The following is a 13,997-nucleotide window of genomic DNA, read 5'->3' on the forward strand; positions in this document are numbered from 1 at the left end:
TCAGAGGAATACCAGGGTACAATAACGTTTGACGAGGGGTTCAAATAATAAAGTCCTCTAATATCTCCAGGTAATCAAGTCGAACCGATCATTGGACCTCCATTCCTTACATAGTAGTGGTTTGAGAGAGACTAATCATATCTTGCCTATTTAGAGACCCTACCTAGATCAAACAATTTATCTTGTCCTAGTTCCTATGGTTATACATGGAGCTCGACGAATTCCTTAGTGGTGACCAGCTTACAGGTCGGCAAGCAGCGACTATCTTCTTTCTATGGCTTGCACTAGTTTTTTCAGCCGGTGTCTTTCTTCTTCTACGCACAAGTGGGTCAATACCAAGCTAGTCCTGTTTTCATCCTTGGCTGATGGATAAAATCTGTTTTAAGTAGGATATACTCTCTTCTTTTGGTGAGTAAACAAACCGTCAAAGAAGAATATAAGTCATATTTGTAATTACTGAGCGAATGCAAGAGAGGATGCTACAATCTATCTCACTTTCACCTCAAATATCATCTCATCCGGATTGCGTGAAGTAGTTGCGTATCTTGTCCGTGAAGGATATGTTGATGTGCTTATCACCACAGCAGGGGCGTTGACAGAGGATGTCATTAAGACAGTGACTTCCTCCCCACCCTACTCGCTCACGGCTTGCGCCGTTCGCTCCTTGAGGGTGGGGCTTCCTGTTTCCACGACGCGCTTTGCAGGAACCGAATGGGTTCCCGTAGGGAGCGCAGTCTCCGCAGGCGTTGATTCGGGACAGCCCGTCCCTACTTGCTTCAGTCCACGTACCAAGATGTTGTAGGCAGCATTCCAGTCCCTGTCGGCCGTGAATCCGCACGACGGACACGAGTGCTCGCGGACCCACAACGGTTTGTCGGTCGAGATACCGCACGCTGCACACTCTTTGGTCGTCCCGGCCGGATCGACGGCGACGAAGTGTGTTCCTTCGCGTTCGCACTTGTACTCGAGCATTCGGAGGAACGTTCCCCACGCTGCTCCGGCACGGTTCCGGCTGTTCGATGGGAGTTCCATCAACCCCTTGGCGTCGAGGTCTTCGACGGCCACAAGGTCGCACTCTCGAGCGTAGTGGTTCGAGAGCTTGTGCAAGAAGTCCCGGCGCTTCCGTTGCAGATCGGCGTGACGTTTGGCGACGATGCGCTGTTGCTTGCGGTAGTTCGACGACTCGTGTTCTTTGCGCGAGAGTTTTCGTTGCTCGCGTTCCAGTCGGTCGCGTTCGGCTGAGAGATCCGGTGACTCGACTGCGGTCCCGTCGCTGTCGTGAGCATACTTCAGGATACCCACGTCGATCCCGACGCACTTCTCGAGTTTCTTGGGCTTCGGCGGTGCGTCGTCTTCGGTTTCGATTCCGAAAACGGCGAACCACTCGCCAGTCGGTTCCTGCTTGACGACGACTTCTTTGATCGTCGCGCCGTCGGGAACGTCGCGGTGGTAGACTATCGGAATATCGCCGATTTTTGAAAGAGAAAGTACAGTACGGCCACTCGTGTTTTTGAGTTCGAAGCCGGTTTGACTGTACTTGATCGAGCGATATTCTTGCGGGCCTTTCCACTTGAGTTCACCGACGCGGTAGCCGTTGTCCTTCCGCCCCTTCAGTGTTGAGAGGTTGTCGTACAACCGCTGTACGACCTTCTGCAGCACCTTCGAGTGGACTTGTTTCAGGTCGGTCCACTTGTGTTTGAGATCGGGAAGAACCGATTGCTCGGAGTAGGCGGTTGTGCTGTCCTCTCGGTTGAGTCGGTGCAGAAAGTGGTTGTAGACCTGTCGACAGGTATCGACAGTCCACGATAACCGTTTGTGGAGCTCGTCAGTCGGATTAAGCCGATACCTGTAGTTGTAGCGCATGGCCTACTCGTCTTCGTCGTTTGGATCGGTGACGCGAACGACTTTGACGGTCGCGCCAGTCCACGCTTTCGGGACGTAGATGTGCGCACCGTTGCCGGTCGGTTTGACTTCGGCTTCGAGGACTTCGTGTCCTTCGACCTCGTATCGATCCATTGACCGTATCTACCTTGTAGATACTCATAAAGCTACCGATAGCGTGGGCCTGCGGGCCTGCTGTAGAACAGTCCAAGAAACACGAGCGACGATGTATCCCCTCCCTGCTCGCGCCTTCGGCGCTCGCTGAGGAAGGGGCATTAGCGCCTTGGTTTAGGTAAATTACACTGCCAACAACTATTAGCCGATTGAAGGTGATTACAATCGTGATACTCCACTGGGGTGGGCCAAACGTATTTTGGCTGTTGAAACTCTATTGGTGTATGGTCGGACAAGAGGGGGCCGATTGGAAAAACCAACCACAAAAGCTCCTGAACGGAGTCGTAATCGTGCTGGCGCTGGTGGTGATTCTCATGTACGTGTATCGGGGAGTGACGCTAGAGAGGACGATTTACCTCGGTTTTGCGACGATATTCTTTCTCTTGTTTGTCGCGTATCTCTCTTCGTATTGGCAGCCAGTTCTATATCTCGTCGGTGTTCTCGTCTTGGGAACATTCTCAACAATATTGATCCTCGTCAGATTCTGGGATGACCCCTTCGATTGGGTCATCCTGACAGCTAATGTCATCTTGATCGGTCTTGACCTTTATCTTTTCTTCCAAGAAGAAGAGGTAGCGTAAAGATAAACAGTTCTTTACTAACCGTTATCTAAGTACACAACTGAATGACTGTTCATAGAATACCAACTTCTGTGAGACAGGGAATTGAGACTAAAGTGAGTTTATTAGGGCTGTGATGTATAATACCGATCGGATTTCTGAATGAAAATTGTTATAGATTGTTTCTTAAATGCACATTCTCCTCTCTAACTGCATGATTCCCTGTTTGAAGTGGGAATATGGAAGTTCCAGCACAATATTATAAATATATAAATTAGTAATATAAGGCACAAATATTGTATATTAAATACCTAATCATAACTTATATATGGGTCGAAGTATCTATGAATACGTTGGAAATCGTCCATTTTCAGCGTTCTGATTGTGGTCTTTAATAGCCTCAGTGTGTGCTGTCTCATCATCTTTCGTGCGTTCTGAGAGTTCTATTAATCGCTCTTTCTGGCCATAGACAGTTAGTGTGTCGCCAGGTTGAAGTGTATAATCTGGATTAGGGGGACTGATATACGAACCATCCTGTCGATTAATACCTAATATCATCACGCCTTCGGCATCAAGGTTCAGGTTACCAAGTGGCCCACGTATGAGCCATTTGTCATTCTTAACTTGAAGTTCAGCTACTCGGTAGTCCTCATGCAAGTCTAGAAGATGGGTGTAATCGCGAAAATCAAGCGTAGTGGTACGGTTTATTGCCCACTCAATTCCGGGTGTAATGAGCTGATTGAACCAGCGACTCCGAGCAAACATGACAATTACAATAACACCGATAATGATAGAAACCAACCGGAAAGTGTAATCCCCTCCGTCACGCGTGAATGAAAGTACAAGCGACGCAATTGAGGTAACAATGCCAAAACTTCCAGCTCTGATGAGACTTTTGACTATTACGCGTCGCTGCGGGGTCGCAAGCACCCGTTCGGTTTCATCAGTAGTAAACCCTGCACCCGAAAACGCTGAAGCAGCTTGAAATGAAGCGACTTCTTGTGCCATTCCAGTCATCATGAGCGCAATGGTCCCAGTGCGAACGATCAACAGCGATACGGCGAACACAAGTAAGAGAGTGATGATTGCTCCAGACGCAGTCATGGTAGTAGGCTAATGGGATCCCAGTATTTGACAGTTTACACTGTTATGCTTGCAGATGCGGGTCCAAATGCCTGTGTGATGCTTCGTTCGTTGGTTCTCAAGCAGTGGATCGGCTCTTCGAACATCAATTAGTGGTCGAAACTCTTCGTAGTCGTCTTTATTCCTAATGCCGAGGACGAAGAAATTCTCTGCATCGTCCTCGTCGATGCGTCGAGCGACCCCCACTGAGTCGTGGCTTATATACCCATTACACCCAATCTCATACTATTCCAATTATCAAATACGTTGTCAGAACTAGATCCCTCCGCTTGAGCGACCACGAGGACAATTCATCCATTCAGCGAATCGAGGGATTCCATACGGTTGTTCATTACGGTATAGGATTCTCCGTGAATTTGAACGGGGGTGCGCAATAGACCCGTTTGACGATGTCCCTTGGTCCGATTCCGATACAGTAAGAATCAGCCAGACGCACATATACGGGGCGTTCATAGGTACAGTTGTACTATGGGTAATCACACTAGGCCACCTAGACCTAGGATATCGCGCCGCAAGCTCTGCATCGCAGCCGGTGCCACGGGTATCTCGGCTCTCGCAGGTTGTTCGACGGGGAATTCGAATCCGTCTCAAGCCGAGAACGCAACGACGATAACGGACCATTCGTCGCCGGATCTTGAGAAGTGGGTCGATGAAGTCCCCCGACCGGGCGTCGCGGAACCGACCGGAACGAAGGACGGACAGCCCCGCTACGAGATCGAGATGAGTGAGGTCGAACAGAAGCTACACCGTGATCTCCCAGCAACGACCGTTTGGGGCTATGACGGACAGTTCCCGGGCCCGACGATCGAAGCCGAGCAGGGCGAACCGATCTACGTCCGCTGGACGAACGACCTTCCGGACGAGCATCTCCTGCCCGAAGATACGACGATTCACAGCGACCTCATTCCGTACGATATGCCAGGCGTACGGACCGTAACGCACCTTCACGGCGGAAACGTCGAGTCCGAGAGCGACGGCCACGCGCAGGCGTGGTTCACTCGAGACTTTCAGGAGACGGGCCCCGAGTTCCAGAAGAAAGACTACTACTACAGAAATGACCAGCCGCCGGCGACGCTGTGGTATCACGATCACTCGCTCGGCATTACGCGATTAAACGTCTATGCCGGCCTCGCGGGGTTCTATCTCCTGCGGAACGAACACGAACGGAGCCTCGGTCTGCCCAAGAACGAGTACGAGATCCCGCTCGTACTCCAGGATCGGAGTTTCGAGGAGGACGGATCGCTGTTCTATCCGACGGCCATCTCGGACGAACAAGCTGGCAGCGACGAGTCGCATCCCGATCCGAGTATCGTTCCGCAGTTCTATGGGGACACGTCCGTCGTCAACGGGAAGGCCTGGCCGCGCCTCTCCGTCGAACCCAGATCGTATCGGTTCCGGCTCCTCAACGGGTCGAATAGCCGATACTACACCCTCAAACTCCGCCAGTACGACGAGTCGTCGGGCGAGACTGGTGGGGATGGACCGTCGTTCGTCCAGACCGGGAACGACGGCGGCCTCCTCTCGACGCCGGTCGAGATCAGCGATCGCCTCGAGCTCGGTGTTGGCCAGCGCGCCGACGTCGTCGTCGACTTCTCCGAATACGCCGGCGAGACGCTGCTGCTCCACAACGACGCGCCCGCTCAGTATCGCGGCAGGACGGGTTTGGGGGACGACGACGACATCGTTTCGCTCCCCGAGATCATGCTCGTGGACGTGAACGAGGCAGGAGATTCACAGGATACTACTGAGCTCCCCGACGAACTCACTCGTGTTCCCGACATCCCCGTCGATTCGGTCGACAACGAGCGATATCTCACGCTCAACGGCGGTACGGCCGATGACTACGGCCGGCTGCTCCACTTGCTCGGAACGGCTGAAGAGCCGGACGGCCTCAAGATCGACGCCCCCGTGACCGAGGAACCTGCGCTCGGTGACACCGAGATCTGGAGTTTCGCCAACCGAAGTGGGATGTCCCATCCGATGCACCTCCACCTCGTGCACTTCCAGATGCTGGGCCGACAGTCAATCGGGGATTACGATCCAGACGAAGACGAAATCGACCTCGACGCACTCGAGGCACCCGAGCCGTACGAACGAGGATGGAACGACGTGATCACCGTCGATCCTGGTGAAATAGTCCACGTAATCGTCAACTTCGGAGAGCACGACGGACTATTCACCGATCAGACGGGCACGTATATGTGGCACTGTCACATGCTCGAACACGAGGACCACGACATGATGCGGCCGTTCACCGTCCGACCGAACGGTAATAAGGACGCCAATAGCAACGGCGGCGACGATTCGACTACCCAGCGCTGAAGCGATAGGCTCGTCGGAAGAGTCCTGAAGGCTAAACGACTTTGAGGAGACCTTATAAAGTTGCCTGTCGGCGTCTTCCGCGCCTTCGTCGCCCTCCTCTAAGTCTGGGCGGGCGACACTCTCGACCAACAGGTCGTCGCCAGTCGCAAGTAGTGAGTCGGCGATCAAGTACGAGGTCATCCCGGAGGTATGACCGGGCGTGTAGACGGTCTCGATGGAGACGTCACCGGCTTCGAACTTGTCGCTATCTGCTGCGAGAGTCATTTCATCGGCGTAGGCGTCATCGAGGTCGAACGTCGCCTCAGGGATGACGCCCTCGTCGGCGAGATTGCGGATGCCCGAGATATGGTCCGCGTGGATGTGCGAGTCGGTTGCGTACTCCAGTTCGGCACCGAGCCGTCGGCGTCCTCGAAGCGATCTCCGACGCGGAAGATGCTTCCCCAACTATCCTCGAGCCACCGTTAAACGATGTCGTGGATCCCGCCACGCTGGACCGATTGTTCGAACCGACCGCTACCGACGACTCGGCCTGAGTCGGACGCGTTTCGCTCAGCTGTCACGTATACGACGTAACAATCATCTCGAATAGTTCTATTGAATTAGAGTAATGAGACTTCAAGCGGTAATTCAGGAGTTCTCAATTATTGTCGGCTATCAGTTATACCCAGACCGGGGCGGGTTGCTCTATCTGAACCAGATACCTAATCCCAGTGATGGGCCTCATCTGACGTGGCGGTCTGCGGAGATGGCGTCTATCTAATGTGGCGCGATGCTGACTACGGCGCTGGAGTAATCCTGACCAGACTTTCTGGATGAGTTACAGCCGTTCTTGATTATCCCAGAGAGTCCACATCAAAGCAGTCCCTCAACGAGCGAACCCTGTATGGGGTGAGCGAAGTAGGGAAGGTAGATCATAAGTAACAATCAAACTAGATGGAGTTGCATACTCAGATACGCCAACCCACGTCATGTGACCTCGAAGGCTGTAAAATTCAGTTAAATATCAGTACCGGAACCAGTGATGGGTGGCATTCTGATAGAGATGATAAAATCCTCCTGTTTCGTTTTTCGAACCGTAACATCGCCAATAATACTAAACGGAATCTACAGGAGGATCGGCGTCGAAGGGATGACTTATGACCGAAGAGAGACCGACGTATCCTTCCCTCGAGAACTCAACGGTTCGTCGCTGGACTGCGCAAACATTCAGTCGCAATAGTATTGCGACGGAGCCAGCCGACGATGATTGCTTCGATCACAAGTGGCCGGCGTGCTGGGAGGCCGCCACATCGTTGCTTGAGTGGCGCAAGCCCTACGATCGCGTCGTCGACGAGGAAAATGCGCCCTTTTACCGATGGTTCGTCGGCGGCCGCCTGAACGCCGCGGAAAATTGCATCGATCGTCACCTCGAAGAGCGGAAGAATCAGGTCGCACTACGGTGGGAGGGGAAACGAGGCGAGCGCCGAACCTATACATATTACGACCTCTACCGCGAGGTGTCGGCCGTCGCAGCCGCGCTTCGCGAGCTCGGTGTCGAAGCGGAAGACGTCGTCACGATCTACCTGCCGAAGCTCCCCGAGTTGCCGATCGCGATGCTCGCCTGCGCTCGCATCGGGGCGGTCCACAATGTCGTCTTTGCGGGGTTTGCTCCCGATGCGCTCGTCAAGCGGATGCAACATGTCGACTCGTCCGCGCTCGTCACCTGCGACGGTAGTATCCGCGAGGAGACCGCGATCGACCAGAAGCGGAAAGCCGATACGGCCCTAGCATCGCTCGAGAAATCGCTCCCCACAATCGTCGTCGATCGACTCGGTGCGAGCCACGGGACGCATCTCGGTGAGAACCAATACGACTACGACGACCTTGTCGAGACGTACGCCGGCGCAGATGTGACTCCAGTGTCGCGGAAGTCGACCGATCCCCTCTTTCACATTCACACGTCAGGGACAACCGGCGACCAGCAACGAATGACTCACGCGACCGGGGGCTACCTCACAGGTGTTGCGTGGACGGCTCAGGAAGTATTCGACCTCACGCCAGGGACCACAATCTGGTGTACGGCCGATATCGGGTGGATTACCGGCCACTCCTATGTTGTCTACGGGCCGCTTCTCTCGGGTGCAACGGTAGTCCTTGTGGAGGGGAGTCTCCGCTATCCTGATCGCCACCGGCCATGGGAGTTGATCGAACGAAACGGCGTGGAGGTCTTTTATACAACACCAGGAGTGATCCGGACGTTTATGAAGTGGGGCGAGTCGTTTCCTTCGTCCCATGACCTGTCGTCGCTACGCCTGCTCGGTACCGTCGGTGAACCGATCGGTCCGGATACGTGGGAGTGGTACTATACCCATGTCGGTGAGGAACGGTGCCCGATCGTCGACACGTGGTGGCAGACCGAAACCGGATGCGTTCTCATTTCGGTCCGTCCCGGAATCGACGAGTCGAAGCCCGGTTCGGTCGGCCCACCGTTACCTGGAATCGAAATCCAGATCGTCGACGAAGACGGCCGCAAACTCCCGCCGGGCGAACCCGGTTATCTGACGATTGACCGCCCTTGGCCGTCGATGCTCGCTCCGCTCGAGAGTGACCGGTACTGGGTTCTCGCGGAGTACTGGCAAGCGTTTTCGGACCCGCGGGCGGATACCTGGCGGTATTTCACAGGTGACCGTGCCGTCGTTGACGACGATGGGTACGTGACGATCGTCGGCCGTGATGACGATGTGATCACAATCGGTAACCGCCGCCTCGGAACGGCCGAACTCGAGGCTACAATCACGACGGTAGACGGCATTACCGAAGCTGCTGCCGTCGCCGAGAGTACTGCTGGCGAGACGTCACTTTGTGTCTTTGTAACCCTCGAGCAAGAACAGCAAGATCAGAATGTCGTCGAAGACGCCATCGCGGATGCAGTCGTCGAGCACGTCGGTGAGTTCGCACGGCCAGCGAGCATCGTATTCACGCCCGAACTACCCGAAACCTACTCCGGGAAGACTATGTATCGGCTCCTCGAGCGTGTCGTCGACGGTCGAGAACTTCCGAACAGCGACAGCCTACGGAATCCGGAAATTCTCGGTGAGCTCGCAACGATCTGGAATCGACAGTGAGCAGTCGAAAGTATTTCTGACTACGGTCTCCTCGTTCACTGGCTGACAGGACATTTTACATCCCTGATCCTTTGTTGAGTGATTAGGAAAGACAATTTCTATAGAATCGGAATCCGACAAAGATACATCACTGGAAGCGACCAACTACGACGGCCCGCTCCTAAAAAGTGAAATGAGATGTGTATCGATCCGAAGTCGCTGTAGCCACATCGACATTATTATGATTCATCCGGAATAAACACTCTATATCTTCCCGGTAACCGCCAGAGGCACCTCAATCACCATGAACGAAATCCCTTCCCAGTTACAGACATTCGATATCGCGGAAACTGACGACGTAGTACGAGAGTATCTAAAAACGGAGTGTCTGGATCATCCGACGAGAGGTCCTTACATAAAATCACGAGTACTATACGAGGGTGTCGAAGGTGAAATCGACGACCGGTTTTCACTGGAGTTGTTCGGGTTATTCTGTGAAAGTCGACCGTACTTAGAGAAGTGGTCGAGAGGATACAACGGATCATATCGCTATCAAATCCTGCAAGAGCATCTCCGCTAACGGTTTCTGCATAGGATCTCCAAGGGAGATGGTACCGAGTCAGGCGAATCATTATACCGTATCAGTCGGTACAAAGAGATATAACCAAGCAGACAGCAAAAACTACAGAACGGTCACTGGACGTAATCGACACGATTCAGAGAGTGGGTAGTGCAACGCTTGATGAACTGGCCGAGGAGTTGGAGATCGCGAGAAGTGCGATTCACCTCCATCTCACAAAGGAGGGCGCGGTATATCACATCGGATTATAGTTCCTCAATCACGGCGAGTATGTACGCTCACGCAAGAAGGCATACACGTTGGCGAAGTAGACTGACACAGAACTTTCTGACCGAATCGGCGAAGAGGTTGAATTCGTCGTTGGGAGCGATAATTGCGATGTTTTTCCCTACGAATTCTTCTACCCAGACAGCCACTTTTCGTCCAAGAAGTGGTATATACCCACCGCACCTATCTCTGACGAGATCTACTATTATCTCCACAGCGTTGCAACTGGCAAAGCGAGTCTCACCGAATTACCGACGAGCGCGTCGAAGCGGTACTGGACGACTGGGAACTTCCGAGATAGACGGCACACACTATCACGGACTGAGACGATTTCCTCCGAGAACTCGAGCAGATTCGCGATCGAGGCGTTGCATTCATCGACGAAGAGTACGTCAACGGTCTCAGAGAAGTTGAGCGGCGCGTGACAGGCCCCGATGGGAACGTTCTCGGTGCGATCGCTATTATTGGCCCGAAGTATCGGTTCAAGGACGAACGATACACCACCGATCTGCCGGAGATTCTGATGGAATACGTCGGTGACCTCGAGACCGAAATCAGCGATTCAAATCTGGATAATTATTGATAAGTAATTGGGTCTCACGAGTTTCAGCGACCGATCCGATTTTACTGTACTAATATATACATATTCCCTATTTTTGGAGGAGGTTATGTTTATTTATTGTATATATGCATGTAATTCAATGGGTGGAATTTCGAAACAGCACGACGAAATGCCGATATTATCCGAAAAAGTTGAATTACTATATACTGATGGACGGAGATGTTGCGTTCCAGGAGAACCGTTGACCGCCATTAACTGTGCTGACGGCAGCTGTCGGCGAAGAATCGACTAGAACGGAGTTTTCCCTCACATTGCAAGAAATGACACGTCGTGAACGGGTGGATAGTCTGATTCTTAGCGAACAGGGTTACGATCCATCTCTGGTGACTTCAGTTACCGTCCCGATCGTCGTCCACTTCGATTCGTCTACGCCCTTCCGTCCAACCAGAACTGATTCGTTATCTGTGCTCGTAATGAATCGATAGTCCGCTTCATCGTCCTCAGAAACACCCTCCGCCTGAAATTCCTGCTGAAAGAACTCGGCCCCAGAAATATGAAATATGGCCGTCGTTCCATCGTCGAGCGTCAGCTCGACGGGTTCGGGACTGATCTGGTGTATTCGCTTCGCGATCGGGTTTAGGTCTGCCATACTCACATACTGGCTGTTGAGGCCTATAAGTCGTGCTGATTTCGCGCTAGATCACCCTCCTAGCTGATGTTCGGAGTTATCCTCTCTCTTGGATGAACCTATAGTTTAACCATGACTGATTGACAGAATGACTTCCAAGTGCTTCTCTGTAGGATTTCTCCAGGTAAACCCGCAGATAGTGCAGCGACACCACCGCATACTCGGCGAAGCCGCCACCCCCTTTGGGGACAGCAACTCCACCTCGCTCACCAACAGCATTTTTAGCTAACTGGACTGCTTTGCTTGTGAAGCGGGAAATCTTCGACATGGATCATCGGCAGTTTCTCGCTTTATACTCCTAGTTCTGACGGTCGAAGCCGACGCTGTCCAGCGATTCACCAGAGCCGCTACTGCAATTACTCGCTGTCCCATCAGCTAGTTTTCGACACTAACAGTTCCTCTTCCGTCGATTATAACTTGCTGTCCTGCGTATGTGAATCGAATTTCCAGCGATGCTGGGCTCGTCACGACGGACTCGGTAAGTGAATCTAGCGCCTCGGGATCAATCGCATCATACAAGGGCGGTAACTTGGTTACTTCTTGGTCTGTGACCGCTGCAACACGTTGGACGACTTTCATCGACACAGGAATATCTACAAATCTGGTGCTGCTTACCATCGTTACTCACAGCTGTATTGGACTGAGATTAAAAACCTTCAAAAGGTGAGTTGCTCCCATCACACTGGGTATCTGGACGCTGCCCACACAAAGGGCATATTCAGAGTAGCTAGTTCCAGCAAACCGCGAACGATTGAAGTCACGCTTCTGCGGTTTCCAGCTCAGCGTATCAGAAATGGTTGGCGAACGATTTAGTTCGGCGTTTTAGCTCTTTAAACGCTCGTTCGATGCTATTCCGGTTCCCATGGGTGACTTGGTGGAATCGGAGGTTGTGATGGTGGCATGCCACTTTCAGCCACGGCGCTCCGTCAACCAGAATGAGCGCGTCATCGACGAGTCGCTTGAGCCAGCTATAGACTATCCGTCGTACCACTCACTGACTCAGTCTGCGTGACGCCGTTTTAGTACGCTGTTTTGCTCTGTTCTACTATCATCCCAGGAAAATCCAATCTTATAGGACTCTTATATAGTTATATTCGAATTAGTATACACAGAACAGAGACAAAACATCTTATACTCATTTCTTTTCACCGTAAAAATACAACCACCGGAATTGTTTTACACAGGTACGATTGTAATTTCAGTAGGGTACAGAACTTATAAACTGTTTAGGGAAGCATCCATTTTTATTGTACTTTTATATAGGAACCGATCGCTTAAAAGTCTATTATATTCCCTCTGCTTGAGGTTGCAATATAGTAACTTCGGCAACAGCAACTGAAAGTGCCACTCGTAATGAAATCGGTGTACATATTGTATCGAAGTTTGACTCTCTTCTCAATAACGCTGTGACCACAATATCCCTACCAAACAACGAATCAATCCACTAGCACAACGCTAAAGTTGAGCGCATGGTCGAGATAAGGACATTGCGCGAGGAAGTCAACAAAGAGTCTGAATTTAAAAGTTAACATCTTAAGTCACTAATATCAGGATATTTCCAAAGTGTTCTTTGCCAACTATATTGACTCCCACTATCGATATCCTTTTGCAGTTTACGACCACAGACCGATTCAATGTCGGAGACAAAGCCATCGGAGACAGAGGATCGAAAAGACGATCATATTCGGATAATCCACGAAAAAGATGTCGAGACTGTTGGAACGGGTTTTGGAGATGTACAGCTTATCCACGAGGCTCTTCCGAATTTACATCGCGATGCGATTGATACCTCAGTGGAATTTTTGGACCATGAGCTCGCGGTACCGATCGTCATCGAAAGTATGACTGGTGGCCATCCGAACACTACAGATATCAACCGATCTTTGGCTGCTGCTGCCGGCGAAACTGGGATCGCTATGGGTGTTGGAAGTCAACGGGCAGGGCTAGAGATCGAGGATAAAGATGTTTTAGAATCTTATACAGTTGTTCGCGAAGTCGCGCCCGATGCATTCCTCTACGGAAACCTCGGGGCAGCACAACTCCGAGAATACGATCTCGAAAAGATAGAACGAGCCGTCGAAATGATAGATGCCGATGCACTAGCAGTCCACCTGAACTTCCTCCAAGAAGCTATCCAACCGGAGGGAGATGTCGATTCACGAAATTGTTTAACAGCAATTGAGCAAGTAGTTGATGAACTCTCTGTACCGGTGATCGTAAAGGAGACTGGAAACGGAATCTCTGCAAAAACCGCCCGGAAACTTGCCACGATCGGAATCGATGCGGTTGATGTCGCCGGCAAAGGTGGTACAACGTGGTCAGGTATCGAAGCTTATCGCGCAGCGGCAGATAATGCACCGCGACAAGAACGCGTCGGGACTCTGTTCCGGGATTGGGGAATTCCGACTGCCGTTAGTACAATAGAGTGTACTCATGAACACAGCTGTGTGATCGCAAGCGGTGGAGTTCGTACTGGCTTGGATGTTGCCAAAGCAATCGCACTGGGTGCACAAGCAGGAGGTCTCGCTAAGCCGTTCTTAGAGCCAGCAGTAGAGGGGACAGCGGCTGTTGTTAAGTTGATTGAAGACCTGACTGCTGAACTCCAGACAGCGATGTTTGTCACTGGCTCGATGACTATCGATGAACTCCAAGAAACGGAGTATATCTTGCTCGGGGACACTTATGAGTATATTCAGCAGCGCCAGAACTGCTGAGAGAGAGAGTTAACCGAGAACAC

General features: G+C 51.9%; 11 protein-coding genes and 4 pseudogenes. 7 read left to right on the forward strand and 8 right to left on the reverse strand.

Annotated features, from left to right (window positions below; genetic code table 11):
• Nucleotides 1–475: 475 nt before the first annotated feature.
• A pseudogene (locus AC0QDI_RS19160) lies at nt 476–616 on the forward strand (deoxyhypusine synthase family protein); the annotation flags it as partial.
• 17 nt (nt 617–633) lie between these two features.
• Here AC0QDI_RS19160 and AC0QDI_RS19165 read toward each other — a convergent pair.
• On the reverse strand, nt 634–1,863 hold the full coding sequence (locus AC0QDI_RS19165; RefSeq protein ID WP_474670893.1) for an RNA-guided endonuclease InsQ/TnpB family protein: 1,230 nt from the start codon (nt 1,861–1,863) through the stop codon (nt 634–636).
• Between the two features lie 3 nt (nt 1,864–1,866).
• Nucleotides 1,867–2,016, reverse strand: coding sequence for a DUF2080 family transposase-associated protein (locus AC0QDI_RS19170; RefSeq protein WP_474670895.1), 150 nt, complete (start codon nt 2,014–2,016; stop codon nt 1,867–1,869).
• A 263-nt stretch (nt 2,017–2,279) separates the two neighbouring features.
• Here AC0QDI_RS19170 and AC0QDI_RS19175 point away from each other — a divergent pair, with 263 nt between their 5' ends.
• Nucleotides 2,280–2,636: a hypothetical protein gene (locus tag AC0QDI_RS19175; protein ID WP_474670897.1), complete on the forward strand. Its 357-nt coding sequence runs from the start codon at nt 2,280–2,282 to the stop codon at nt 2,634–2,636.
• Nucleotides 2,637–2,957: 321 nt separating this feature from the next.
• On the opposite strand, the gene AC0QDI_RS19180 is transcribed toward AC0QDI_RS19175, so the two are convergent.
• Nucleotides 2,958–3,719 (reverse strand): TrkA C-terminal domain-containing protein, encoded by a 762-nt coding sequence (locus AC0QDI_RS19180; protein ID WP_474670898.1) that lies wholly within the window; start codon nt 3,717–3,719, stop codon nt 2,958–2,960.
• 507 nt (nt 3,720–4,226) lie between these two features.
• On the opposite strand from AC0QDI_RS19180, the gene AC0QDI_RS19185 reads away from it, so the two are divergent.
• A complete protein-coding gene (locus tag AC0QDI_RS19185; protein WP_474670900.1) occupies nt 4,227–6,080 on the forward strand; it encodes a multicopper oxidase family protein in 1,854 nt (617 codons plus the stop codon).
• Nucleotides 6,081–6,131: 51 nt separating this feature from the next.
• Here the strand turns inward: AC0QDI_RS19185 and AC0QDI_RS19190 are convergent.
• A pseudogene (locus tag AC0QDI_RS19190) lies at nt 6,132–6,479 on the reverse strand (MBL fold metallo-hydrolase); the annotation flags it as partial.
• On the opposite strand from AC0QDI_RS19190, the gene AC0QDI_RS19195 reads away from it, so the two are divergent.
• From AC0QDI_RS19195 to AC0QDI_RS19205, 3 genes are all read left to right on the forward strand, one after another.
• Nucleotides 6,452–6,613 (forward strand): HalOD1 output domain-containing protein, encoded by a 162-nt coding sequence (locus AC0QDI_RS19195; protein ID WP_226777623.1) that lies wholly within the window; start codon nt 6,452–6,454, stop codon nt 6,611–6,613. The pseudogene AC0QDI_RS19190 and the gene AC0QDI_RS19195 sit on opposite strands and share 28 nt — an antisense overlap.
• A gap of 603 nt (nt 6,614–7,216) precedes the next feature.
• A complete protein-coding gene (locus AC0QDI_RS19200; protein WP_226777621.1) occupies nt 7,217–9,184 on the forward strand; it encodes an acetate--CoA ligase in 1,968 nt (655 codons plus the stop codon).
• Between the two features lie 1,202 nt (nt 9,185–10,386).
• Nucleotides 10,387–10,593, forward strand: a complete 207-nt coding sequence (locus AC0QDI_RS19205) for a hypothetical protein (RefSeq protein ID WP_474670952.1) — start codon at nt 10,387–10,389, stop codon at nt 10,591–10,593.
• Between the two features lie 346 nt (nt 10,594–10,939).
• Here AC0QDI_RS19205 and AC0QDI_RS19210 read toward each other — a convergent pair whose 3' ends face one another.
• From AC0QDI_RS19210 to AC0QDI_RS19225, 4 genes and pseudogenes are all read right to left on the reverse strand, one after another.
• A complete protein-coding gene (locus AC0QDI_RS19210) occupies nt 10,940–11,221 on the reverse strand; it encodes a DUF8072 family protein (RefSeq protein ID WP_474670903.1) in 282 nt (93 codons plus the stop codon).
• A 136-nt stretch (nt 11,222–11,357) separates the two neighbouring features.
• Nucleotides 11,358–11,528, reverse strand: a pseudogene (locus tag AC0QDI_RS19215) (IS5/IS1182 family transposase); the annotation flags it as partial.
• A gap of 107 nt (nt 11,529–11,635) precedes the next feature.
• Nucleotides 11,636–11,878, reverse strand: coding sequence for a HalOD1 output domain-containing protein (locus AC0QDI_RS19220; protein ID WP_474670905.1), 243 nt, complete (start codon nt 11,876–11,878; stop codon nt 11,636–11,638).
• Between the two features lie 172 nt (nt 11,879–12,050).
• Nucleotides 12,051–12,221: pseudogene (locus AC0QDI_RS19225) on the reverse strand (IS6 family transposase); the annotation flags it as partial.
• Between the two features lie 673 nt (nt 12,222–12,894).
• Between AC0QDI_RS19225 and fni the strand changes: the two are divergent.
• Complete coding sequence (gene fni, locus AC0QDI_RS19230) at nt 12,895–13,974, forward strand: type 2 isopentenyl-diphosphate Delta-isomerase (protein WP_474670907.1); 1,080 nt, start codon at nt 12,895–12,897, stop codon at nt 13,972–13,974.
• The last annotated feature ends 23 nt before the right edge of the window (nt 13,975–13,997 follow it).

It is taken from the genome of Natrinema sp. LJW11 (assembly GCF_056135975.1).